Source organism: Pseudophaeobacter leonis (assembly GCF_002087335.1).
Classification (GTDB): domain Bacteria; phylum Pseudomonadota; class Alphaproteobacteria; order Rhodobacterales; family Rhodobacteraceae; genus Pseudophaeobacter; species Pseudophaeobacter leonis.
Map to the genome: position 1 here is coordinate 1 of NZ_MWVJ01000011.1, position 23,979 is coordinate 23,979.

Genomic DNA, 23,979 nt, shown 5'->3' on the forward strand with positions numbered 1-23,979 from the left:
GCACAGCCTCCTTTTCCACCAAGGGGCTGGCCACCTATATCGCGCCGGAAAACGCCATCGTTGAGGGCATGCAGCAGGTCTGCGCCAAGGCCGGGATTGCGCCCTCCGAGATCAATCAGATCATTCATGGCACCACACTGGCGACCAATGCCCTGATCGAGCGGCGTGGTGCAAAAACTGCCCTGATCACCTCGGAAGGGTTCCGCGATGTCATCGAGATGCGCACGGAATCGCGGTTTGAACAGTATGATCTGAACCTCAGCCTGCCAGAGCCGCTGTTGCCGCGTCAGATGCGCTATACCGTGCCGGGGCGAATGGACGCCAGCGGCGCTGAGCTGCTGCCCCTGACCCGCGCCGATATCGAACCCGTCGTCGCTAAAATCGCTGCCGCCGGATATGACAGCATCGCCGTGGGGCTGATCCACTCTTACCTCAATGACGCCCATGAAAAACTGGTGGGCGAGGTGCTGGCCGAGAGGATGCCCGATGCCATGGTCTCGCTGTCGTGCGAAGTCTCGCCCCAGATGCGCGAATACGAGCGTTTCAACACGGTTGTGGCCAATGCCTATATCAAGCCGCTGATGAAATCCTATCTGGGCCGCCTCAAAGGTCGCCTGCGCACCGAAGGTGTCGGCTGTACGATCTTTCTGATGCACTCGGGGGGCGGTATTATCTCGCTCGAGAACGCCGCAGAGTCCCCGGTGCGTCGGGTTGAATCCGGCCCCGCCGGCGGCGCTGTTTGTGCCGCCCATATCGCGGCGCGCTACGGGTTGGACAAGGTGCTCTCTTTTGACATGGGCGGCACCACGGCCAAGATCTGCCTGATCAAGAATCAAACGCCCAAAACCAGTCGCGTCTTCGAGGTGGCCCGCACCTACCGGTTCAAAAAGGGCTCTGGCATGCCGATCTCTATCCCGGTGATCGACATGGTTGAAATCGGGGCTGGCGGCGGCTCACTGGCGCATGTGGACGCGATGCGCCAGATCCGTGTCGGCCCCGAAAGCGCCGGGTCCGAGCCCGGTCCCGCCTGCTACGGCCGCGGCGGGGCCAAACCTGCCGTGACCGATGCCGACCTGGTTCTGGGTAAGCTGGACCCCGATAATTTTGCCGGCGGCTCTATGACACTTGATGCGGCTGCCTCGGGCCGGGCGCTGACGGATGTGCTTGGCGATGTGCTGGATATGGATGCCGCCACCGCCGCCTTTGGCCTCGCCGAGGTGGTTGACGAAAACATGGCCAATGCCGCCCGTGTGCACGCGGTTGAAAACGGCGAAGACCTGTCTGACTACACCATGATCGCCTTTGGTGGGGCCGCGCCGCTGCATGCCGGCCGGTTGTGCGAAAAGCTCGGCGTCGACCGCCTGCTGGTGCCGCAGGGTGCGGGCGTTGGCTCTGCCATCGGATTTTTGCGCGCGCCTTTCAGTTTTGAAGCCAACCGGTCCGTCTATATGACGCTCAAGGGGTTTGATGCTGAAAAGATCAGGCAACTGCTGATGGATTTGCAGGCCGAGGCCACCGGATTTGTGCGCAACTGCGACGCCGCCAGCCCGATCCTGTCCGAGTTCAAAGTCTATATGCGCTATAGCGGTCAGGGCTGGGAAATCCCGATCACCCTGAGCGAAGCACAAGCGATGAATCCCGATGTGGCAACCTTTGAGGCGCGCTTTATCGAAGACTACGTCAAACTGTTTGGCCGCGCCGTGGCGGGCATGGATATCGAGATCACCGTCTGGTCGGTGAACGCCACCACGCCGCCAGAACCGGTTAAGTTGGTGGATGAGGTTGCTACACTGATCTGGCCCCCGCCCCCGTGCAGGGCAGCCGCAGGCTGTTTGATCCTGCTCTGGCTGATTTTGTCGCCGCTGATGTTGTGTTGCGCGCGGCTATGACAGATGGCGTGCGCGTCGACGGGCCCGCCGTCATCACCGAAGACGAGACCAGCATCATCGTACCCTCCAGCCGCACCGCGCTAAGCCAGCCCGACGGCTGCATTGATCTGCGCGTGAAAGGATAAAGCCATGACACAAGAGCACTCAAACGTTGCCTATCAGGTCATGTGGAACCGGCTGATTTCGGTCGTTGAGGAACAGGCGCAGGCGCTGGTGCGCACCGCCTTTTCCACCTCGGTACGCGAGGCGGGTGATTTGTCAGCCGGCGTCTATGACCTGCAGGGGCAGATGCTGGCACAGGCCGTCACCGGCACTCCCGGCCACGTGAACGCAATGGCCGATGCGGTGGCGCATTTCATCCGCCGCATTGGACGCGACAATATTTTTGACGGCGATATCTATATCACCAATGATCCCTGGGAAGGCACCGGCCACCTGCATGACATCACCATGGTCACGCCCTCGTTCCATGGCGGCCAGCTGGTCGGCTTTTTTGCCTGCACCGCGCATATTGTCGACATTGGCGGCCGCGGTTTTGGTGCCGATGCCGCCAGTATCTATGAAGAAGGTCTGTACCTGCCAATCATGAAATTCGCCGAACGCGGCACGGTCGACCAAACTCTGGTGCGGATCGTGCGTGGCAATGTGCGTGAACCGGATCAGCTGATTGGCGACATCTACGCGCTGGCGACCTGCAACGAGATTGGCCACCGCCGCCTGATCGACATGATGCAGGAGTTTGGTCTGAGCGACCTAAACGGCATCGCCAGCTTTATTCTCGACAACTCGCGCCGGGCGACCCTGGAACGGATTGCCGCCCTGCCCCGCCAATCGGCGCAGGGTGAGCTGACAGTTGATGGCTTTGACACACCGATCACCCTGAAAGTCAGGGTCACTGTCCATGAGGACCGGATTGTGTCTGATTTCACCGGCACCTCGGGGCTCGACAAGAAGGGCATCAACTGCCCGCCTGGTCTACGCCAAGGCTTATGCCTGCTATGCGCTAAAGGTGGCGATTGCGCCGGAAATCCCCAACAACGCCGCCTCACTGGCCCCGTTTGAAATTGAGGCCCCGGTGAATTCCATCGTCAACGCGGTGCATCCCGCCCCGGTGGCGCTGCGCCACATCGTGGGGCATTTTGTTCCCGATGCCGTCTTTAATGCCTTTGACAAGATCCTGCCCGGCGTGGTGCCCGCCGAAGGCGCCGGCTGTCTGTGTAATTTTCAGGTCTCGCTACGACCGCGCAGCGATGCCCCTGCCCCGGCATATGCCCGCCGCTCCGAGGTGCTGACCTTCAACTCTGGCGGTGCGGGCGCGCGGCCCGCGCATGACGGGCTGAACGCCACCGCCTTTCCATCTGGCGTGATGACCATGCCGGTTGAGGCCACCGAACACGCAGGCGCGGTGATCATCTGGCGCAAAGAGCTGCGCCCGGATTCGGGCGGCACAGGCAAGCAACGCGGCGGGTTGGGGCAATACATGGAAGTGGGCGCGCGTGAGGGCCATGAATTCGACATTCAGGCGATGTTTGACCGGGTTGACCACCCGGCCATCGGGCGGCGTGGCGGCGGCGCCGGTGCCCCCACCACCATCGTGCAGGACGATGGCACAAAGATGAATGGCAAGGGCAAACAATTTGTCGCGCATGGGCGCAAAGTGAGGATGGCCTTCCCCGGAGGCGCTGGCTACGGTGACCCGAAAGACCGGAGCAAATCTGCCGTGAAACGCGACCTCGCGCGCGGCTATATTTCAGCAAAAACAGCCGCCACCGCCTATGGTCTGAGTGCAACAGACATTGCTGCGGTGCAAGCGGCCATCACAAAAGGGGAAGACCTATGACCAAAACAAAAGCACCACAAAACACCAGCTATGACATCGTCATTGTCGGTGGCGCAATCATGGGCTCCTCCGCTGCCTGGTTCCTGTCTGATGACAAGGATTTTGACGGCACGGTGCTGGTTGTTGAAAAAGACCCCAGCTATGAGTTCAGCTCAACCATGCACACCAATTCCTGCATGCGGCAGCAGTTTTCCAGCCCGCTGAACGTGCGGATTTCGCAGTTTGCAGCGGATTTTGTCAAAAACCTGCCGCGCTATATGGGCAATGACAGCCGCGTGCCCAACCTCTCGATCCAGAGTTTTGGCTATATGTATCTGGCGGACAATGCTGATTTCGCCGATGTCCTGCGGCAAAACCAGATCATCCAGAACGCGGCCGGGGCGGCAACACAGCTGATGACCCCCGAACAAATCAAGGCGGCCTATCCGTTCTACAATGTCGACGATATCGTGCTGGGCTCGATCAACACGGTCGACGAGGGGTTTTGGGACGCCACAGCCGTGTTTGACTGGTGGCGCAGATCTGCCCGCGAACGCGGGGTGGAATATGTGCAAAACGAAGTTGTCGCGATGACCAAAAATGCGGCAGGCACCCAGGTTGAAAGCGTGACACTGAAATCAGGCGACGTGATTGCCTGTGGCAAGGTGCTGAACGCCTCGGGGCCGCGCGCTGTTGAGACTGCCAAAATGATTGGTGTCACCATTCCTGTTGAGCCCCGCAAACGCTATTCATGGGTGTTTTCTGCCGAAAAACCGCTCGACCGGGATCTGCCGCTGACGATTGATCCCTCTGGTGTTCACGTGCGTGAAAACGGCGGCGGCACCTATCAGGCTGGCGGCCACACCGACATTGATCCCGCCGTGGCTTACGACGATTTCCACATGGATCACAGCCTCTGGGAGAACCACATCTGGCCCATCCTTGCGACCCGCATTCCACAGTTTGAGGCGATCAAGGTGCAGTCGGAATGGACAGGCCACTATTCCTATAACACCCTGGATCAAAACGCTATTACGGGGCCGCATAGCGAGGTCGAGAACTTCTTTTTCCTTAACGGGTTTTCCGGCCACGGGCTGCAGCAATCCCCTGCCATGGGGCGCGGCACCGCCGAGCTGATGGTGCATGGTGCCTATAAAACGCTGGACCTGTCCCCGTTCCACTTTGACCGTCTCGCCCAGAACCGGCCCATCATTGAAAAGGCGATTATCTAGTGGAGCGACCACGGGTATCAGATGCGGCCCTGACCGCCAAAAAAGGAGCGCTGTTATGAAGGTTGCCGCCTCGCGCCTCGCCCCCGTCAAAGCCTCGGCATCGGCATCGGCATCACAGGCTGCCAAGGCCGCCATCGCTGCTGGCGAAGATATTATTGACCTTGGGATGGGGGAGCCTGATTTTGACACGCCGCTTCATATCATAGAGGCCGCGCATCAGGCGGCTCTGAATGGCGAGACCCGCTATCCTCCCACCGAGGGCACCGCCGCGATGCGACAGGCGGTGGTCTCCAAGCTCAGCCGCGAGAACAACCTGAGCTATGCGGCAAACGAGGTCATCGTCTCAAACGGCGCCAAACAGGTTCTGTTCAATGCCATGATGGCGACGCTGGAACAGGGCGATGAGGTGCTGCTCTGTGCGCCGTATTTTGGTCAGTACAAAGACATCGTGCTGATCCTTGGTGGCACCCCGGTGACAGTACAATGCCCCGCAAGCGGGGGCTTTCGCCTGACACCAGAGGCTTTGGAGGCCGCGATCACGCCAAAGACGCGCTGGCTCATGCTGAACCTGCCCTCCAATCCCGCAGGCGCGGTCTATAGCGATGCCGACCTGCGCGCCCTTGGCGCCGTTCAGGAAAAACATCCTGACCTGCTGATCCTGTCGGACGAAATCTACGAACACATTCTGTTTGACGGGCGCAAGTTCCTGTCCTTTGCAGCCGCCTGCCCCAGCCTGAAAGACCGCACGCTGACGGTGAATGGTGTCTCAAAGGCCTATGCCATGACTGGCTGGCGCGTCGGCTACGGTGCCGGACCGCTCCCCCTAATTGCCGCGATGGCCAAGGTGCAAAGCCAGATCAGCTCTGGCGTCTGTGCTGTGGCCCAGGCCGCCGCAGCCGCCGCCCTGAATGGGCCGCAGGATGAGGTGCGCCGGTTCTGCGCCGCCTTTGAGGACCGCCGGGATCTGGTGGTTGCGCGTATCGCTGACATCAAGGGGCTGACGCTTGATCCGCCCGGTGGGGCTTTTTACGGCTTTATCGGCTGTGCCGCCCTGATCGGGGCCACAACACAGAACGGCGAGATCCTGCGCGACGACGCTGAAATCACAGCCTATATCCTGAAAGAGGCCGGCATCGCCGCTGTCCCCGGCAGCGCCTATGAGCTGTCGCCCTTCTTTCGCATCTCAACCGCGGCGTCAAAAGACGTGCTGTCCACAGCCATGGACAGGCTTGCCCTCGCGGTTGGCAAATTAACCTTGGCATAGAGGCCCCGTACGATGAAAGAACCAGTATGATGAAAAAACTAGTCCTGACAGGCGCCGCTGGCCGTCTGGGATCCTACCTGCGCGAGCCCCTGAGCAAGATGTGCGATGAGCTCATCTCCACCGATATCACTGACGGCATTGGCAAGCTCTATGAGGGGGAAACCTACGCACAGGGCGATTTGGCCAGTCTGGACGACATGATGCGGGTTCTTGAGGGCGCCGACATGGTTGTTCACATGGGTGCATATGCCGACGAAGGCCCCTTTGAGAAACTGCTGGGGCCCAATTTTGTCGGGGCCTACAATATTTGGGAAGCCGCCTACCAGAACGGCTTGAAACGCGTCGTCTACGGCAGCTCCATTCACGCGGTAGGCATGCACCCCAAGACAGATTTTATTGATACCGAGGCCCGTCACCGCCCCGATACCTTTTACGGTCTGGCAAAGTGTTTTGCCGAGGATCTGGGGTCGATGTATTGGGACAAGCGCGGGCTGGAGAGCGTCCATATGCGCATTCTGTCCTGTGCGCAGGTGACCAATGCGCGCGCCTTGGGGTCGTGGTTGTCCTATGACGATCTTATCCAGCTGGTGCAGCGCAGCATCGACACGCCAGTGACCGGATTCTCTGTTGTCTATGGCGTGTCGAACAATGATCGCGCCCCGGTGGACAACAGCAAAGCCAGCTTTCTGGGCTATCGCCCAAAGGACAATGCCGAGCAGTTTGCCGAAAAAATTCTGTCTGAGACCGCGCCGCTCGACAGCCAGGACCAAGAGCACATGTGCCATGGCGGCCCCTTTGCAAAGGTCGAGCTGGGCAACAGTGGCAAAGCGACAATGGACATTATTGACGACACAAAAAAAGCATAACCCACCAGCGTTGCTGCCGGGCAGGTCTCTCTTGCTCCGCAGCAGCGCCCATTTGGGTTTACCTGCATTGTGCCGCTAAACGCGCTCAGGGCGCGCAGCCAGGTGCCGCGATACCCTCTTTAGTCTACTTTGTAATAGGCAATTTCCACGGCGGAGGCTTTGCGGATCCCGGCGCAGATAAACAGGGTATGGTTGACCCAGGCATAGTCCGGATCCCCACTTTCCAGCCGGGCTGCGGTGCGCATGTAGTAGCTGGCGGGGTCGACCTCCTCCCCCGCAGCCAGACGTGCCATGACATCTGCTGGGCCGTGCCGGGTGCCGATATTGACCACTTCGATCAGCGCGCCCGCATGGGTTCTGAGCGCATAGCGGGTATCGAGATGGGCGGCGCCATCGGCAAAGATCGTCTGCCAATCCGCCCCGAGGTTCAGCACCTCGCCGGTGATATCCGGCCCCAGCGCCGCACCACCCACAATCGGGATGATGCGCCGATGCCCTGCCCGCCCCGCGCCAAGATCCAGCGGTGCGGCAAGCTCGACCCGCAGGGTGAAGGAATGGGTCAGGCTGGGGACCGGAATCTGCATCTACATCAACCCCAACAGCCGCGCGGCGTTGTTCTTGATGATATCTTCGCGCAGCTCATCCTTGATATCGATCTTCTCAAAAGCCGCCAGCCAACGCTCGGGGCTGATCATCGGCCAGTCCGAGCCAAACAGCACCTTTTTCTTCAGGATCGAGTTGCAATAGCGCACCAGAATTGGCGGGAAGTATTTTGACGACCAGCCAGAGAGGGCTATATAGACGTTTGGTTTGTGCTGCGCCACCGACAGCGCCTCTTCCTGCCAGGGGAACGAGGGATGCGCCAGAATAATTTTCATACCCGGGAAATCAACCGCCACATCGTCCATATACATCGGGTTCGAATATTTCAGCCGCATGCCATTGCCGCCGGGCATGCCCGAGCCAACACCGGTTTGCCCGGTGTGAAACAGCGCGATGCAGCCGTGCTCAGCCAGCACCTCATAAAACGGATAAGCCATGCGGTCGTTGGGATAAAACCCCTGCATGGTGGGGTGAAATTTAAAGCCCTTGATGCCGTGATCTTCGATCAGACGCCGCGCCTCACGCACCGCCATCTTGCCCTTCCAAGGGTCGATCGAGGCAAAAGGGATCAGCACATCGTCGTTCTGTTTGACCAGCTCGATGACCTCGTCGTTGGAATAGCGGCGATAGCCGGTTTCGCGTTCGGCATCGACCGGGAAAATCACCGCCGCGATGTTCTGCTTGCGGTAATGCGCTGCGGTGTCCGGGATGGTCGGCGGGGGCTCCCAGGGAGCGCCAAAATACTTGGCCATGGTGCTTTGCAGCTCATCGTAGCCGTCATCGGTGTGGCAGCCACAGGACTCTTCCGCATGGGTGTGAAAGTCGATTGCCCGGATCTTGGAAAGATCTACCATTTTGTTTCCTTTACAGTTTTGCGATGCCGCTGTCGGCGTCATCATAGAGCCGCGCCAGCAGTGCGGCCCGGCCTGTCAGCACCTTGCGGAAATTGAGGTTGCCCTTGGCGGTCACCTCACCTTCGGTCAATGAGGCGGGCTCTGCCAGCACAATAGCGCGCGTCACCCGGGTTGAAGACCCCGAGACACGCCCTGCCCGCGCGTTCAGCCGGTGATGGATCTCCGCCAGCAATTTGGGGCAGCTCAGCGCGCCGTCGTCTTCCTCCAGCGAAAAGCCAGCCGCGCTTAGCGCATCGCGATCCGGAAAGATCATCACGCCAATCTCATCGCGGTCCTGGCCTGTGATGACCAGATCCGCCGCCAGTGGCGCCAGCGCCGCCAGCAGCTCAATCCGCAGCCCCGCCGCGCGCACCCATGTGCCGGTCAAAAGCTTGAAGTCTTCCGAGATGCGGCCATCAAAGCGCAGGCCCTGGTTCACATCCTCAGGGTCAACAAACACCATGGCGTCGCCAGTGATGAAATAGCCCTCATCGTCAAAGGCCTCTTTGGTCTTTTGCGCGTCTTCAAAATAACCCGGCATGATATTGGGGCCTTTGACCCGCACCTCGCAGCGCATGTCATTATCCGGGATCAGCTTGGCGGTGACACCATTCATCGGCACACCGACAACGCCAGAGCGACCAATTGGCTCTTGCTGCATCATGGTCGCGGGCGCGGTTTCCGTCAGCCCCCAGGAGGAGGTCATCAGCGGCACCTCGCCCTTGATCTCAACCGCCATCCTCTCAAAGCTTTGCCAGACATCCTGCGGCAACGAGGCCCCGGCGTAAAACACCAGATCCAGGTTTTCAAAGAAGCGCTGGCGCAGGGCTGCGTCCTTTTCCAGAGCGTCGCGCAGCATGGCAAAGCCAACCGGCACGTTGAACACCAGACTGCCAGTGACCATCGACAGGTTTTCCAGCGTGCGATCAAACAGGCCTTTAACCGGCTTGCCATCGTCGATGTAAAAACTGCCGCCGTTTGCCAGCATCATGTTAAAGTTATGCGAGCCGCCAAAGACATGGTTCCAGGGCAGCCAGTCCACCACCCGTGGTGCATGGTCACGCAAAAAGGGCAAGCCATCCGCGAGCTGGGTCTGGTTGACGCACATCATCCGCTGCGTCGTCAGCACACCCTTTGGCGCCGAGGTAGAGCCGCTGGTCATCAGGATCTTGGCCACCGTCTCCGGCCCGACCTGTGCATTGGCCGCGTCCAGATCGACGCTCCCGTCACCTGTTAACAGCGCCTCAAAGGCGGTCACATGGTCCGACCGACCCGGACGACTGGCAACGATCTCGATGCCGTCCAGCGCATCCAGCGCCAGCGCTTCGCTGTATTGGTCGGCATCCACAACATAGGCCATTTTCGGCCGCACCAGCTCAATAGCATGGCGCAGCCGCCCATGCGCCCCGTGGATCAGCGAATACTGTTCCGCCACGGGGGCCGTGGGCACGCCGATATACTGCGCCGCCAGCGACAACAGCCCGTGATCCACACCGTTGCCGGACATGATCAGGATCGGTGTCTGCGGCCCCATGCCGCGCGCCAGCAGCGACTGCGCAATGGCGCGCACTTTCTGCAGGGTTTGCGCGTAGCTTTCCTCGCGCCAGCCCGCGCCGCTACGCTCGGCAATGAACACCCGGTCCGGGGCCTCTTTGGCCCAGCGATGCAGCCAGTCCGAGGTCTTGTCCACAACCCGGCCCCAGCGCATGGTTCGAGCGCAGCAGGATAGTCCCGTCTGCACGGTCCTCGCGAGAAACAGAATGCTTGAGAAACTGTGATGTGCGTTGCATGGGTTATACTTTCCCTCTGCTGTTCTCGATAATTTTCAAGGCCGCCACAACGGTGTCGCGACTCTCGGCGTCCAGCCCCTGCAACAGCTGCTCTTCATGCGCGGTGACGGCCGCCACGGCCCTGTCATAGAGCTGCCGTCCGCTCAGCGTCACCTGCAGCGCATAGGCGCGCCGGTCGGTGGCGACGCGGTCCCGCGTGATCAACTCGCGACGTTCCAGCTCGTCCAGGATCACCACCAGATTGGGGCGCTCAACATCCATGGCATCGGCCAGCTGCGACTGGCGCAGGCCGGGATTGTCAACGATCAGAACCAGGCGGTATAGGTCAGCATGCGCAGATCAAAGGGTTTCAGGGTATGGGCAAGATCAGACTGTACAACATTGAAGGCCCGCTTCATGTGGTAGCCGATGAACTGGCGCAGGGTTGCATCGCTGACAGATATCCCGTCAGCCCGACCTGCCCCGATTTTTCCTGTGGCTGTTGTCTGCGGCTTTTTCATGGGTTCACCGGAACTTTGGGGCGCGTTTGTCGAGAAAGGCCTGCAGGCCCTCAACCGCGTCGGGTGTGGTCTGCGACAGGGCCGCCGCCAGAGATTCCGTGAACAAGCCGTCACTTTGCGACATGTCGCTGATACGTGCGATGGACTGGATCATCAGATAGTTCGAAAGCGGTGCATTGCGCGCGATCTTGCCTGCCAGTTGCTGCGCCAGCGGCAGGGCCTCACCCTCGGCCACCGAATAATGCGCCAGCCCCAGGGCGAGGCCTTCGTCGGCGTTGTATTTGCGACCCGTCAGCATCATCTCTGTCATGCGGTCAGGCCCCAGCAGGCGGCCAACCCGCGCCGTGGCACCACCGCCCACAAAGATCCCCCGGCGTCCCTCGGGCAGCTGAAAGATCGTCGAGGCCTCGGCGATACGCACATGGGTCGAGGCCGCAAGTTCAAGCCCGCCACCAATGGCCGCGCCAAACATCGCCGAGACAACTGCGAGCCCGCCAAACTGGATCTTCTCCATCACGCTGTGCCAATGGCGCGAGTGATGCAGGTTTTCCTCGGCAGAGCGGTGCACATGTTCCGACAGGTCCAGCCCCGAGCAGAAATGCCCGGCGGTGCCGGTCAGGATCACCACCCGCACCTCTTTTGGCGGGGAGGAGAAGAAGTCGTCCAGGGCCACAAGCAGCTCTTCGCACATGGCGTTGCGCTTAGCAGGGCGATTCATCGTCAGGGTGGCGATGCTGTCGGCGATCTCGATCTTGAGAATGGGGTCGCTCATAGTCTCTCTCCTCAGCGTGGCGGCAGGCGCACGGCCCCGTCCAGGCGAATTGTGGTTCCGTTCAGGAAGGGATTGGTGACGATCTGCTCGGCCAGCAGCGCGTATTCTTCGGGCGCGCCAAGGCGGGTCGGAAAGGGAATATTGGCCGTGTTCTTGGCCGAAATTTCCGGCGGCAACCCTTCCATCATCGGGGTTTGGAACAGCCCCGGCGCGATGGCCATGACGCGAATGCCGGACTGCGCCAGCTCACGCGCGGCGGGCAGACACATCGAGGCAATGGCGCCTTTGGAGGCGGCATAGGCCGCCTGCCCTAACTGGCCATCCTCAAAGGCAACGGAGGCGGTGTTGATAATGATCCCGCGCTCGCCATCCGCCATTGGCTCCAGCTCGGCCATGCGACGGGCGGCGTGGCTCATGACATTATAGGTGCCAAAGAGGTTCACCTTGAGCGTCTTTTCAAACACATCAAAGGAGAGCTTGCCTTCGCGGCCCACAATCCGCGCCGCCATGCCAATGCCGGCACAGCTGACCGCAATGCGGGGCACCCCGCCCAGCTGCGCGACAGCGCTGTCGATGGCGGCACTGACGGCGGCCTCGTCACTGACATCTGCCTGCACCGCGATACCGCCGATTTCAGCAGCAACCGCACTGGCCCGGTCGATGTCAAAGTCCAGAATGGCAACCTTGGCGCCCTTGGCGGCCAGCTGTCGCGCAGTGGCCGCCCCAAGGCCGCTGCCGCCGCCAGTAACCAAAGCAATTTGTCCATCAATCAGCATGAGGTGCCCTCCATCTAAATGTGCTCAACATTTGCTATGCTAATAGTTATAGATCATAACGGTTATGGTCAAACATCAAATAGGACGCCGTTTCAGCACCTTGCCAAACGAGGCTCAGAGGAGAGCGCGGCCTGCCCTCCCCCGGCAGAGGCTAGGAATCAGCAAGAGGCTGGAAGACGCCATCAAAGAAAGCCGCAAGTTCGTGATAGCCATCCAGTGGCAAAACCTGCGCGATATACTGGTCCGGGCGCACCACAATCATGCAGCCCTGCGCGCGATCAATGCCCCGCATATCAAAGATATCGCCCAGCCCTTTGTGGTCGGTGCAAAAGATCTTTTCGTGATCCTGCAGCCCCAGCGCGCCTTTCTTGGGCCTCAAAAGCGCAGGCACGGGGCCATCCGGCAGCGCCTCAAATCCGGGCTGAAAGATCACGCGCAGGTCGATCACCGCATCAATGTCTTCGCCAGCGCGGGTGTATTTTCTCACCGGAGAGCAGGCATCAGAGGCCAGCCATTCGGCCAGCCTGTAAACCGCGGAGCCTGCACCGCAGTTCCTGTCGGCAAAGGCATAGATGCGCCAGCGGCCATCTGCCTCGGCCACGTGACCCAGTTGCATCTGCATCGCATCCGCGACCCGCACAACCGGGGCAGAATGGAAGCGGCGGCCAATCTGCTGGCCCGTGGCCAGCGCCTGATGTGTCTCGGCTCCGATCAGCGCTGAGCTGTCATATTTCACCGCCAGCCCGCCGGTAAACTCGAGGTTCTCGATGAATTGCTTTTGAAAGCGCGGCATGTCCGAGCCGTCCAGCTCTGACTGTCCGGGAGGCGCCGACATGATCCGGGCCCAGGCATGGTCGGTCTCTACCAGCCGCCTGGCCTCAACCCAGCGTTCCGCCGAATAGCTGTGCAACAGGCTGGGATCCGAGCGCCCGCGCAGAACCTGCGCCAGCTTCCAGCCAAGGTTGAATGTGTCCTGCATCGAGACGTTCATCCCCTGCCCTGCCTTTGAGCTATGGGTGTGACAGGCATCGCCTGCGGTAAAGACCCGCGGCGCATCATGCAGACCATCGCGCAAACCCTCGGGCAGATTGTCGAATCTGTCGGTCATCCGGTGCCCGATCTCGTAGATGGACCACCAGACCACCTCTTTGACGTCGAGCGTTTAGGGCCGCAGAATGCGATTGGCCGCACCGATCATGTGCTCTGCGGTGAAATTGCGGCTAGAGACGCGCTCATCTTTATTGAGCTTGTCCAGCTCGACATACATACGGAACAGATAGCCGCCTTCGCGCGGCAGAATCAGCAGGTTGCCTTCTTGGGCCGATGTGATCAGACATTTCTGCCGCGCGTCCGGAAAGTCGGTATTGGCCAGAATATCCATCACCCCCCAGGCTTGATGCGCCGCCCCCCCCTGCAGGGTACCGCCGATAGCCTCGCGCACCTTTGAACGCGCACCATCACAGCCCACCACATAATTGGCCCGCACAGTTGTGACCTCACCCGCATTGATGCCGGTGTTTTCCAGCGTCACGGTGACGGGGTAGTCCTCGGTTGTGGCGTCAATCGCCAGATCCTTTACCGCCCAGGAATAATCCGGCTCTAGCCGCGCAGGCGCGTTCTGCATCACCTCCAGAAACAGCTCATGCACCCGCGCCTGATTGATCAGTGTATGCGGCATTTCCGAGGAAATGCCGCAGACATCCTGCGTGCGGCCAATCCGGCGAATATGCGCCGGGGTCTTGGGGTCAGGCATCCAAAAGGCGGTTTGGTTCACCCAATAGCTTTCGCGCTTGACCGTCTCGGCAAACCCAAAGGCCTGGAACATCTCCATGGTGCGGGTGTTGACGCCATCGGCCTGGCCCTTCTCAAGCGGGCCGGGCTTGGGCTCAACAATCATGGTGTCGATCTCAGCAAACTGCGCCAACTGCGCTGCCAGACAGAGACCGGCCGGCCCACAGCCCGCAATCAGGACATCCACCTTTTTGGGCAGGGGCGCAAAAGGTGCACGCTCCCGGCGCCCCGGAGCTGCTGTTTTGAGATCAGGATTGCCGCCGCGAAAGCCGTCTTTGTAAAATTGCATCTTTTGCCCCTCCACATCGTTGCCGGCCACCAGACAGGTTGCCGCTACAATTTAGTATCTACACATACCATATGCGGTCAAGAAATAATATGCACACAAACTATCCTCCACGGCGCATCTGTATTACACTGCATGCAAGGGCCTCAGGCCAAAACGGGAGAGCACAGATGAAAGCGCAAAAAATGGCAGGCCACCTGATCCGCAGGCTGAACCAGGTCTCGACCCACACCTTTGCCAAACAGCTGCAAGAGGCCGGGTTTGACCTGACCCCCGTGCAGTTTGCTGCGATGGACGCAATCGCCTCAAATCCCGGGATCGACCAGGCGGGTGTTGCCGCCAAAATCGCCTATGACCGCGCCACCATCGGCGGCGTCATCGACCGGCTTGAACACAAGGCCTATGTCGCCCGCAGCATCAGCAAGCGAGACCGCCGGGCCCGCGAAGTGCGGCTTACCCCGAAAGGCCAGGCTGTGTTTGACGCGGTCCTGCCCCATGTGACCGCCCTGCAAGACGATATTCTTCAGGCCCTGGATGATAGCGAGCGGGCAAGCTTTTTGGCACTGGCGCGCAAGGCTCTTGGCGAAGGTGCTTTTGAGTAGCTCCCCTGCCCTTTCACCAATCAAATGAAGGGATCATAGGCCCATTGCAGCAGGGCCTGGCGTTGCCGGGGGCGGCAAAAGATATCACCGGTGTGGCAGTTGGCCCGGATCTGGCCCGCATGTCGCGCAAACCCGCGCCACCGTTTGATCTGGATCTCATCCAGCGTTGGCAGGCGACGTCCCATGTAATAGCGGCAATACCACTGAAACCAGCCTCGCGGATCGGGGCCATAGATCCAGCCCTTTTGTTGCCAATGGCTAAGCGGCTGGCGGCTCTTGATGCCAAAATAGTTTACCTCCGCATTGGCACGTTGCGACAGCTTTGCGGTCTCAAACCAGTCGGAGGGAAACTCGTCGCGACAGTCATTGAGGTATTTGCCCTCAAAAACCCCCAGAGCCAGCATTTCAGCGGGCGTGTAAAAGGGCGTGAACCCTTCGGCAAAATCCTCACCCATTGGCGCATCCAGATGATAGCTATAGTCGCGCTGCATCCGGTCCGACACTTTGATCTGCCTTGCCTTATCCGCTGTCATTCTTCAAATGCCTCCGCTTCCATGTCTTGCCAAAAGGCGATGATGGCGCTGGCGTTCAGGGCCGACCGCCAGCCATGCGCCCGGAAGTTCTCCCGCTCCAGATCATCCTCAAGCCCCGCCATGAACAACTGCCGGTCGGCGTCCCGCTGGGTCGGGTTTCGCCGCGAAACCAGCACCTCAACCAGATCAAGCCGCCGGGCACGATCGGCCCGCGCAGCCTGCCGGGCAGCAAACCCCGCATCCTCAATCGCCTGTTCTTCGGCCCGCAACCGGGCCGCCTCAATCGCTTCGGGACTCACTGCAGGCGATGGCGCAGCCTGAGCAGGCTGGCTGGGCTGGTAGTCGTCGCGCAGGGCGGCCGAAAGATAGCCAACAGAGCTTTTGACCCTGTCCTGCTCTTCCATCAAAGACAGTTTTTGTTGCACGTAGTTTCGCCATGCTCGGTAATCCACTGCCGCGCCAGCCGGTCAGACACCCCCTGGCCGCGCAGCGCCTTATAGGTCGCAAGGTTGCGCATGCCATCACTATCATCAATCTGAAACATCGCCATCTGCGGGTTTGCCTTGATCAGGAACCGGATCTCGGTGACCGAACGGCCCTTCTTTTGGAATTCGGGCTCGATGCAGATATCAGAGCTTTTGTTAACTTCCGCGACGGCGGGTTTGATGATCTTGGCATTCAGATGCTTAAAGCTCTCGTAGTAGCTCGAGCCATCCACTCCCATCAGCTTGCGAAAGGTCTCAAGGCTCCACCAGCCGGTCGACCGGGTCCGCACAAAGCGATAGCAATTTTCATAGAGCGCCAGCCCGTGGCCCGAGCTGAAATTGCGCTGAATATGGACATTGATCAAGGCGTAGATTTTGGGGTCATGCAGCTTTTGCGCCAGCGCTGGCGAATAGGCATATTCACAGACACCGTTCTTCAGCTTGGCAAAGGACAGCAAGGAGGAGACCCCCCATTCCTGTCGCCCCTTGTCATCCAGCATATCCCATTCCGCCACTGTTTCAGCCAGGGCCCGCAGGCTGGCGCGCAGGGTGTCAAAATCATTCGAGTTATAGCCGACAATGGTCGCAAGGGTGCGCGCATCTAAGGTATGGCTTTGCGCCGTGGTCAGGGCGTCATAGGCGTTGAGCAGCAATACATTGGACAGCTTGCGCTGCAACAGACTGAGCTTGCCACTGATATGAATCGCGGCCACATTCTTTTTGACTGTCGCGCGCCGCAACGCGCCAGACAAAGCCTCTATGTCGATCTTGGAATCGCTCATCGTAATTGCCCGCTCGTTTTTTGCGCCATCCTGCCATAGAAGGTACCCAAAGATCAATCACGTCCAGGTTCCTGAAGCCATGCCCTTTAGGTACCCATATACAGGAGAACGCGACTCCCGACCGACGGGATAAAATATGCACGGGCGCTCAGCTGCGGCCAGAACAGGCCTCACAGCACCAAACGACTCACCCAGGCCCAGAGTCACATTTCGAGCCTACCCGCCTTGTAAAGAGCCTATTTTCCCGCTGGAGCCATCCTGAGAATCGGCACCCCAAATCCCGAGGAACGGCACCCGTTATCCCGTAGGCAGGTACCTTTCAACCTGTAGAACAGTACCTTTCGTCCTGTTTTCAGGTCCCCAAAGACTCTCAAGTCTCTGTTTATAAATGTCTATTACAGATCAAAGATTCTAAAGTTCCTAAAAAATACAAACCTATGTTGTGGCGATTTTTTCTATTTCCTGGTAGTTTCGCGGCGAAACCGGCGCTTTTATCACTCAAGATCGAAATCTTTCCCATCCATGCTGGATTGATCACAAGATGTCCGCTAGTTTCTATGACATACGCCAAAAAGGCGAACATGTTATGAGGCATCCGTATGAGCAAATCCCCCTCACCAGCCCTGCCCCCCTATCTTAATCTTGATCCAGAAGCCGCTGCAAAGAAATTGCCCGATCCAATCGGCACAGCCCGCTTTGCAAAAGCCGCCGCATTTTGCAGCAAGGGACGCGAAGATCTGGCGCGGCGTGGTTACGCTCCGGATGGGCAAAAACGACTGCGCAAATTCTCAACCTGGGAAATTACAAAATACTTGATCCCAGTCGCTCCAGCCCATTTAAGGCGGGTGCTGAAAGCGCATCCCGACCTGCCACAAGGCGAAGGCGAAGGTGGCTCAAAATGGTTCACGCTGGAAGAGGTTCTGGAACTCAGACAGCATTTTTCCAGTGAAGGCGTCAGCACCAAAGAATACCTCCCCTATCGCCCCGAAGGCCTGCCTGCAAAGGTCGTAGCGGTTGCGAACTTTAAGGGCGGAGTTGGCAAGACCTCAACTGCCGCCCATCTCGCCATGTCGGCGGCGTTGGACGGATATAAGGTGCTGGTGATTGACCTTGACAGCCAGGGATCAATGACCTCGATCATGGGCGGTAAGGTGGCTGATGAGTGGCAAACAGTGTTCCCGCTGGTGGCCAAGGATTATGCCAAGGCCGTCACAGCCGAGAATGAAGTGCGCACTGCTGCCGGTCAGCCAGAAATCCCGCTGGACGAAACCCTGCAGGAAGCCCTGAAAACCACGCCAAAGGATGTGATTCAAAACACCCATTGGCCCAATATTGATCTCATCGGCGCGCAGCTCAACCTCTACTGGGCCGAGTTCCAGATTCCTGTCTGGCGAATGGGGTTGCGCAGCTGGCCGCTGTGGGACGGGTTGACCAATTTCCTTGCGGACGAAAAAATCCTCGATCAATATGATGTGGTCTTTCTGGATACCCCTCCGGCGCTTGGCTATTTGACCATCAATGCGTTGGCGGCGGCTGATATTCTACTGGTGCCGCTGGGCGCGTCTTATCTGGAGTTCGATTCCACGGGGCGGTTCTTTGACATGCTCTACACCACCTTTGCCTCGATCGAGGACGGCGAAAACGCGGCGCAACGTGCGGCGGGTTTACCGGAAATCAAGTTCGAATGGGATGTTGTACGGGCCATCGTCACCCGGTTTGATGCCAGCCAGCAGACCGATATGGCCAATGTGATCCAGGCCTATTTTGGCGATTTCATGAATGCCTACCGGCAGGATTACACCGCGCTGGTGGGGCAGGCGGGGGAGGAGGTCAATGGGATCTACGAGGCGGACTATCGCGATTTTAACCGTGACACCTATGTGCGGGGGCGTGAAACCTTTGATCGCACCTATGCCGAATTCAAGGAACTGTTGATTTCGGCTGCTGGTGGCGCGATGCAAATATGGGAGATGAGCAGGATGGCTAAACGCAGACGGCTGACAGCCCCCGACGCAACTGAACTGCAGCAGATGGAGGAGGGTTTCGTGGCGAAACCTTCGGCCAACCCGTTTGAGACAAAATCAGCCGTGCCGCCCATCGCGCAGGTCGCCGCCGAAGCCGCCAGCCTGAACAGCATGACCTCGGTCACGGACCGGGTGGAACTGGCTCGCGATCAGGGCGATGCGGCCCGTTGGCGCGCCGCAGCACAGGACGGATTGGTGGTGCAGATGCTGGCCATCGAGGATATCGATCAGGATTTCATTCGCCGCGACCGTCTGGTTGAAGATGCCGAGGCAATGGCAGAGCTGCAGGCATCGATCCAGGCTAACGGGCTGCGCGCCCCGGTTGAGGTGGCAAAGACCGAGGCGGGCTATGGTCTGATCTCAGGCTTTCGCCGCCTGCAGGCCTATCGCGCACTGGCGCAGCAAGATAGCAGTTTTGCGCTGATCCCTGCCTTTGTCCGTGAGGCGGGCGCGGGGCAGGTGGCCTATATTTCGATGGTCGAGGAAAACGAAGTCCGCGCCAATCTCAGCCACTATGAGCGCGGCCGCATTGCGGTTTTGGCGGCAGGGCAGGGAGTGTTTCCGTCGGTTGAGGCCGCTGTTGATACGCTGTTTGCGGCGGCGTCCAAGGCGAAACGCTCAAAGGTGCGCAGCTTTGCCAGGGTGCACGAGGCTCTTGGGGATCTGTTGCAGTTCCCGACCGGGTTGACGGAAAAGTCAGGTCTTGCGCTGGCCAGCGCGTTGCAGGCCGGAGGGCAATCCCATCTGCGCACGGCCCTTGCTGGTGGGGCGCCGCAGGATGCCAAAACGGAATGGGTTCTTTTGCAGCAGGCTCTGAAAGCAGACGGAGCAGCACCGCGCAACAAATCTCGCGGTGGGCGGCCGCAGGAAATCACCCGGCTGCCTGCGCGCGGCCTTCCCAAAGGCGGTGCGCTGAGTGCTGAGATCTCGGCGGATAGTCTGCGCATAGAGCTGAAGGGCAGGGTGCTGAACGCCGATACTGCGGAGCGGATTTTGCAGTTGATCGCCCGCCAGATTGGCTAAAGCCTGGGTAACGGTCCGGCGCCTGAGTAAAGCAGGCGCCGGGGATTCAAAGCAAAAGGTCTAGCCAGACAGGCTAAACCGGCTCTATTTGGCGTAGTAGTCTCTGTACCAGGCGACAAACTGGTCGATACCTGTGCGGAAATCGGTCTGCGGCTGATAGCCGGTCAGATGTTTCAACAAAGAGGCATCGGCCCAGGTGGCCGGCACATCGCCAATCTGCATATCCATATAATTGCGAATGGCCTTTTTGCCGAGGCTTGTCTCAATCGCATCAATAAAGTCCAGCAGCCGGATCTTTTCAGAGTTGCCGATATTCACCACCCGGTAGGGCGCGACAGGCGACAGGCTATCGCCCGGCTCGATCTGATCTTTGCTGTCGGGACGTTTTGGGATGACATCGACCAGCAGGCGAATGCCGCGCACCAGATCATCGACATAGGTAAAGTCGCGGTACATCTCACCATGATTGTAGATGTCGATGGGGCGGTCTTGCAGGATGGCATCGGCGAATTTGTAAAACGCCAGATCCGGGCGGCCCCAGGGGCCGTAAACCGTGAAAAACCGGAACATGGTTGTCGGCAAATCCCACAGGTGGGCATAGGAATGCCCCATGCTCTCATTGGCCTTTTTGGTTGCCGCATAGATGGTGAGCGGCGCGTCGGTGCGTTCGGTCTCGGTAAAGGGCATCAGGTCATTGCCGCCATAGACCGAGGAGGATGAGGCCATCAGCAGGTGCTCGACCTTCAGGCGCCGGGCTGCCTCCATCACATTAAACGTGCCCATCACATTGGTCTCAAGATAAGAGCGCGGGTTCTCAAGGCTGTAGCGCACGCCAGCTTGTCCTGCGAGATGCACGATAACCTCGGGGTCAAACGCATCCGCCATGGCGTCAAAACCCTGCTGATCCTCCAGCATGGCCTCGGTGGCGGTAAAGTTGGGATACTGCATCAACAGGGCGTGGCGGCTGCGTTTAAGGCTGACATCGTAGTATTCGGTCATGCCGTCAAAGCCGTGCACGCGAAAGCCTTCGTCCAACAGGAGTTTTGCCAGATGAAAGCCGATAAATCCGGCAGAGCCGGTAACAAGAACGCGTTTCATAGTGTTTTTCTGTTGTCCTGCGCTCGTGATGCCAAAGACCGCGGCGCCTTTGGGTATCTTGCCCGTGCAGCCGACCTGATAGGGCCAGCCGCTCCTGATGATCTTCTGGCCCCTATATCACGGCTTGAAGATCAGTGCGAGGGGCAGAGAGCCTTCCAGAAATCTACTGCGAAGCCAATGATTTCATTGATCTATCTGGAAAGCAGCTGGCCTGCGCGCCTCGCGTTTGCTGCCAGCGCCCAATTGAGCGGCGGGTTTTGAAGCCAACCAGCCCATCAGCACCGCCAACATCATGACCTAGTGCCTCGAGCCCGCGCTGCATAGCCGCCACTCCGAGCGATACAGCCTGTCCAGCTTTTGCCAGCGGGCCTTGAAATCACCCACGCCATATTGGATACGATCGCCGACATGGCCCACAAACAGCGCGTAAAGATCGCTTTTGTTGTAGTCCTTTAGCACGTAAAAATTTGGCGTCACGATAAAGGCAGGGCCAAGCCGCCCGGCGGGCATCATCAAAAATCCCTGACCTGTGCGTTCCGCCGCAGGGAATGCGCGGCCAGAGACGCGGGTGATACCCAGCTTTTCCCAGTCTGCAATGCTGCGGCTCTGATCCGGGCCCTCCAGCGCACAGGAAACGCTTGCTGGTACCGAGACCTCAAACCCCCAGTCGCGCCCCTTTTGCCAGCCATGCTGGGCCAGAAAATGCCCAATCGACATCAGCGTGTCGGCTTCAGAGCCCCAAATATCGGCGCGACCATCGCCATTGCCATCGGCAGCATATTTCAAAAAACTGCTGGGCATGAACTGCGGCTGACCCAGAGCGCCGGCCCAGCTGCTTTTCATAGCCGAGGCGGCAACATGCCCTGCCTCGGCAATTTGTAGCGCCGCGAGAAGCTCTGCGGTGAAATAGGGCGCGCGGGTGCTCATAAACCCCTTTGTGCCCAGAACCCGGAACACATTGTGCGGGATCTTGGCGCGGCCATAGGCGCTCTCGCGGCCCCAGATTGCCAGTATGATCCTGCCCGGCACACCGGTCGCTTTTTCAACGCGGCTGAGGGTGGTTGCATGGGTTCGCGCCATTTTGCGCCCCATAGAGGTGGCGCCATCCAACCCGCCTCGGCTGAAGTATTTCGCCGGGGCGCCGAACTCGGCCTGGCGTTGTTGTTTTGGTATCCGGGGCGGGCTGCCGGGGGGCACCAGATCGGGCAGATCCCAGTTCAGCGTGACGCCTGAGAAACCCGCCTTGAAGGTGCGTTTTGAAATGCCAGCCGCCTTGGCTTGTGGCCAGAGATCCTGCTGCAGCCAGTTTTGAAACTGGCGCTCAACCTTGGCGCGGCTCTGGGCTGAGGCGGGCAGGGGCAGCAGCCACAGGGCGGCAAGGGTAACAAAAAGGCGCATAAGCATGGGGCGGCTTCCGGCAAAATAAGAGGGTACTCTGTCGGCCAGACTAGCGGGTTTGGACCCTGAGTGTAGCCATGTGAAGCCATGTCTCGCCGTTTTCGGCGGGAACGAGCCACCGAGGCCCAACAAAGGCGGGCCATTGATTGCAAGCGGCCCGAGATGCGCTAGGATAAAAGAAAAACAGCGAGCAGGTATCATGGGTATTACCAGACGGTCATTTGGATTTGGGCTTGCGGGCTTTGGGCTTGTGGCCTGCAGCAATATTTCCGCCTCTGGCGCGGGCACCACAGGGGTGGCAAAGGCAGGATTGCCAGCTGATCTGCGGCCCAGTCCCAATGCAGGCTATGACGCCTGGGTGGCCAGTTTTCACACCAGAGCCCAGTCACAGGGGATTTCCGCCGCCACCTTACAGGCTGGGTTTCGCAATACGGGCTATCTGCCCGGCGTCATCAAACGCGACCGCAACCAGACCGAATTCAAACGCAGCCTTGAGGATTATCTCTCGATTGCGGTTTCGGATGAACGGGTCAGCAAGGGGCGCGCCGCCTATCAGCGCCATCAGAGCACCCTGCGGGCGCTCGAGTCGAAATACGGCGTGGATGCCTCGATCATTGCTGCGATCTGGGGGCTCGAGAGCTTTTATGGCGACCGGCGCGGCGATGTTCCGGTGATTTCAGCCACCTCGACGCTGGCCTATGACGGCAGGCGCGGTGCGTTTTTTGAAAAACAGCTGATTGCGGCGCTGAAAATCCGCAGAATGGCGACATTTCTGCGGCAAAACTGACTGGCAGCTGGGCCGGTGCCATGGGGCATACCCAGTTTATTCCGACGTCTTATCAGGCCTTTGCGGTGGATTTCACCGGCGATGGGCGGCGCGATATCTGCTCCGAGGATCCGACAGATGCGCTGGCCTCGACAGCGGCTTACCTTGCGCGCAATGGCTGGACACGGGGCCAAAGCTGGGGCCGCGAAGTCTCACAGGCGCCGCTGCCAATGGTGCCGTTTTACAGCCGCAGGCCGGTGGCCCCAGTTTTGTGGTCACAGGCAATTTTCGCGCCATCAAGCGCTACAACAACTCAGATGCCTATGCCATCGGTGTGGGCCATCTGGCGGACCGCATCGCAGGCGGCGGGCCGCTAAAGGGCAGCTTTCCGCCGGACGCCAATGGGCTGACCAAGGACGACCGGGTTGCCCTGCAACAACGCCTGACTTCCAAAGGGTTTGATACCGGTGGCAGCGACGGGGTGATTGGTCCCAAAAGCCAGGCCGCCATCAGCGCCTATCAGGCGAGCATTGGCCAGCCCGCCACCGGCATCCCCTCGCTTGCATTGTTGCGCAGTCTGGGCTGAGGCTACCCTGACTAAATATGAGACTGTGATTGAGACGACGGGGCGGCTTTGGCCGCCCTTTTTCGTTTCAGCTCATATGGTTTTGCGACAAGGCCTGAATTCGGCATTGCATTTCACTATCACGATTTGAATTCCACATATTGAAATTATTAATTCGCCGGTCTATACCTGCCCCAAACGCGCCCGCTCCGGTCCGGGGGC

The 23,979-nt window shown here is 59.4% G+C and carries 15 protein-coding genes and 7 pseudogenes; 10 read left to right on the top strand and 12 right to left on the bottom strand.

The window, feature by feature from the left end; translation table 11 throughout:
• From B4968_RS04340 to B4968_RS04360, 5 genes and pseudogenes are all read left to right on the top strand, one after another.
• Positions 1 to 2,014 (top strand): annotated as a pseudogene (locus tag B4968_RS04340) (hydantoinase/oxoprolinase family protein); the annotation flags it as partial.
• Between the two features lie 4 nt (positions 2,015 to 2,018).
• Positions 2,019 to 3,729, top strand: a pseudogene (locus B4968_RS04345) (hydantoinase B/oxoprolinase family protein).
• Complete coding sequence (locus B4968_RS04350; RefSeq protein WP_083096973.1) at positions 3,726 to 4,940, top strand: NAD(P)/FAD-dependent oxidoreductase; 1,215 nt, start codon at positions 3,726 to 3,728, stop codon at positions 4,938 to 4,940. Before B4968_RS04345 ends, B4968_RS04350 begins: the two are co-directional and overlap by 4 nt.
• A gap of 55 nt (positions 4,941 to 4,995) precedes the next feature.
• Positions 4,996 to 6,204 (top strand): pyridoxal phosphate-dependent aminotransferase, encoded by a 1,209-nt coding sequence (locus B4968_RS04355; RefSeq protein WP_083096975.1) that lies wholly within the window; start codon positions 4,996 to 4,998, stop codon positions 6,202 to 6,204.
• Positions 6,205 to 6,233: 29 nt separating this feature from the next.
• The gene (locus B4968_RS04360) at positions 6,234 to 7,070 is read left to right on the top strand and encodes an NAD-dependent epimerase/dehydratase family protein (RefSeq protein ID WP_173907530.1); all 837 of its coding nucleotides are present in this window, start codon (positions 6,234 to 6,236) and stop codon (positions 7,068 to 7,070) included.
• Positions 7,071 to 7,189: 119 nt separating this feature from the next.
• On the opposite strand, the gene B4968_RS04365 is transcribed toward B4968_RS04360, so the two are convergent.
• The 8 genes and pseudogenes from B4968_RS04365 to B4968_RS04395 all read right to left on the bottom strand — a co-directional run bounded on the left by B4968_RS04365 (position 7,190) and on the right by B4968_RS04395 (position 14,484).
• A complete protein-coding gene (locus tag B4968_RS04365; RefSeq protein ID WP_083096979.1) occupies positions 7,190 to 7,654 on the bottom strand; it encodes a DUF3237 domain-containing protein in 465 nt (154 codons plus the stop codon).
• The gene (locus B4968_RS04370; protein WP_083096981.1) at positions 7,655 to 8,527 is read right to left on the bottom strand and encodes an amidohydrolase family protein; all 873 of its coding nucleotides are present in this window, start codon (positions 8,525 to 8,527) and stop codon (positions 7,655 to 7,657) included.
• Positions 8,528 to 8,537: 10 nt separating this feature from the next.
• On the bottom strand, positions 8,538 to 10,256 hold the full coding sequence (locus B4968_RS04375) for a feruloyl-CoA synthase (protein WP_241525547.1): 1,719 nt from the start codon (positions 10,254 to 10,256) through the stop codon (positions 8,538 to 8,540).
• A 103-nt stretch (positions 10,257 to 10,359) separates the two neighbouring features.
• Entirely contained in the window at positions 10,360 to 10,617 is a 258-nt protein-coding gene (locus B4968_RS24005; protein WP_241525548.1) for a MarR family winged helix-turn-helix transcriptional regulator, read from the bottom strand.
• A 44-nt stretch (positions 10,618 to 10,661) separates the two neighbouring features.
• Positions 10,662 to 10,856, bottom strand: a complete 195-nt coding sequence (locus tag B4968_RS24010; RefSeq protein ID WP_241525549.1) for a hypothetical protein — start codon at positions 10,854 to 10,856, stop codon at positions 10,662 to 10,664.
• Positions 10,857 to 10,860: 4 nt separating this feature from the next.
• Positions 10,861 to 11,628 (bottom strand): crotonase/enoyl-CoA hydratase family protein, encoded by a 768-nt coding sequence (locus tag B4968_RS04385; protein WP_083096983.1) that lies wholly within the window; start codon positions 11,626 to 11,628, stop codon positions 10,861 to 10,863.
• Positions 11,629 to 11,639: 11 nt separating this feature from the next.
• Positions 11,640 to 12,404 (bottom strand): SDR family NAD(P)-dependent oxidoreductase, encoded by a 765-nt coding sequence (locus B4968_RS04390; protein WP_083096985.1) that lies wholly within the window; start codon positions 12,402 to 12,404, stop codon positions 11,640 to 11,642.
• A gap of 151 nt (positions 12,405 to 12,555) precedes the next feature.
• Positions 12,556 to 14,484: pseudogene (locus tag B4968_RS04395) on the bottom strand (FAD-dependent monooxygenase).
• Between the two features lie 167 nt (positions 14,485 to 14,651).
• Between B4968_RS04395 and B4968_RS04400 the strand changes: the two are divergent.
• Complete coding sequence (locus B4968_RS04400; protein WP_083096987.1) at positions 14,652 to 15,083, top strand: MarR family winged helix-turn-helix transcriptional regulator; 432 nt, start codon at positions 14,652 to 14,654, stop codon at positions 15,081 to 15,083.
• 20 nt (positions 15,084 to 15,103) lie between these two features.
• Here the strand turns inward: B4968_RS04400 and B4968_RS04405 are convergent, their stop codons facing one another.
• Positions 15,104 to 15,616 carry a hypothetical protein gene (locus B4968_RS04405; protein WP_083096989.1) on the bottom strand — a complete coding sequence of 171 codons (513 nt, stop codon included), beginning with the start codon at positions 15,614 to 15,616 and terminating at the stop codon, positions 15,104 to 15,106.
• Positions 15,613 to 16,883: pseudogene (locus B4968_RS04410) on the bottom strand (replication initiation protein). The gene B4968_RS04405 and the pseudogene B4968_RS04410 overlap by 4 nt, the downstream one beginning before the upstream one ends.
• A gap of 599 nt (positions 16,884 to 17,482) precedes the next feature.
• Between B4968_RS04410 and B4968_RS04415 the strand changes: the two are divergent.
• Together B4968_RS04415 and B4968_RS04420 are read left to right on the top strand one after the other, a co-directional pair.
• A pseudogene (locus B4968_RS04415) lies at positions 17,483 to 18,870 on the top strand (AAA family ATPase).
• Complete coding sequence (locus B4968_RS04420; protein ID WP_083096991.1) at positions 18,863 to 19,930, top strand: ParB/RepB/Spo0J family partition protein; 1,068 nt, start codon at positions 18,863 to 18,865, stop codon at positions 19,928 to 19,930. The pseudogene B4968_RS04415 and the gene B4968_RS04420 overlap by 8 nt, the downstream one beginning before the upstream one ends.
• 84 nt (positions 19,931 to 20,014) lie before the next feature.
• Here B4968_RS04420 and B4968_RS04425 read toward each other — a convergent pair whose 3' ends face one another.
• On the bottom strand, positions 20,015 to 21,028 hold the full coding sequence (locus B4968_RS04425) for an NAD-dependent epimerase/dehydratase family protein (protein ID WP_083096993.1): 1,014 nt from the start codon (positions 21,026 to 21,028) through the stop codon (positions 20,015 to 20,017).
• A gap of 163 nt (positions 21,029 to 21,191) precedes the next feature.
• A pseudogene (locus tag B4968_RS04430) lies at positions 21,192 to 22,432 on the bottom strand (lytic murein transglycosylase).
• A gap of 193 nt (positions 22,433 to 22,625) precedes the next feature.
• Between B4968_RS04430 and B4968_RS04435 the strand changes: the two are divergent.
• Both B4968_RS04435 and B4968_RS25560 read left to right on the top strand, forming a co-directional pair.
• Positions 22,626 to 23,484, top strand: a pseudogene (locus B4968_RS04435) (lytic murein transglycosylase); the annotation flags it as partial.
• Positions 23,485 to 23,526: 42 nt separating this feature from the next.
• A complete protein-coding gene (locus B4968_RS25560; protein ID WP_338153205.1) occupies positions 23,527 to 23,778 on the top strand; it encodes a peptidoglycan-binding domain-containing protein in 252 nt (83 codons plus the stop codon).
• The last annotated feature ends 201 nt before the right edge of the window (positions 23,779 to 23,979 follow it).

Excerpts from the sequence above, each read along its gene's own strand:
- B4968_RS04420 (WP_083096991.1), top strand. The coding sequence starts at position 18,863 with ATGGCTAAACGCAGACGGCTGACAGCCCCCGACGCAACTGAACTGCAG.
- B4968_RS04350 (WP_083096973.1), top strand. The coding sequence starts at position 3,726 with ATGACCAAAACAAAAGCACCACAAAACACCAGCTATGACATCGTCATT.
- B4968_RS04370 (WP_083096981.1), bottom strand. The coding sequence starts at position 8,527 with ATGGTAGATCTTTCCAAGATCCGGGCAATCGACTTTCACACCCATGCG.
- B4968_RS04390 (WP_083096985.1), bottom strand. The coding sequence starts at position 12,404 with ATGCTGATTGATGGACAAATTGCTTTGGTTACTGGCGGCGGCAGCGGC.
- B4968_RS04365 (WP_083096979.1), bottom strand. The coding sequence starts at position 7,654 with ATGCAGATTCCGGTCCCCAGCCTGACCCATTCCTTCACCCTGCGGGTC.
- B4968_RS24010 (WP_241525549.1), bottom strand. The coding sequence starts at position 10,856 with ATGAAAAAGCCGCAGACAACAGCCACAGGAAAAATCGGGGCAGGTCGG.
- B4968_RS04425 (WP_083096993.1), bottom strand. The coding sequence starts at position 21,028 with ATGAAACGCGTTCTTGTTACCGGCTCTGCCGGATTTATCGGCTTTCAT.
- B4968_RS24005 (WP_241525548.1), bottom strand. The coding sequence starts at position 10,617 with ATGGATGTTGAGCGCCCCAATCTGGTGGTGATCCTGGACGAGCTGGAA.
- B4968_RS04360 (WP_173907530.1), top strand. The coding sequence starts at position 6,234 with ATGAAAAAACTAGTCCTGACAGGCGCCGCTGGCCGTCTGGGATCCTAC.
- B4968_RS04400 (WP_083096987.1), top strand. The coding sequence starts at position 14,652 with ATGAAAGCGCAAAAAATGGCAGGCCACCTGATCCGCAGGCTGAACCAG.
- B4968_RS04405 (WP_083096989.1), bottom strand. The coding sequence starts at position 15,616 with ATGACAGCGGATAAGGCAAGGCAGATCAAAGTGTCGGACCGGATGCAG.
- B4968_RS04385 (WP_083096983.1), bottom strand. The coding sequence starts at position 11,628 with ATGAGCGACCCCATTCTCAAGATCGAGATCGCCGACAGCATCGCCACC.
- B4968_RS04355 (WP_083096975.1), top strand. The coding sequence starts at position 4,996 with ATGAAGGTTGCCGCCTCGCGCCTCGCCCCCGTCAAAGCCTCGGCATCG.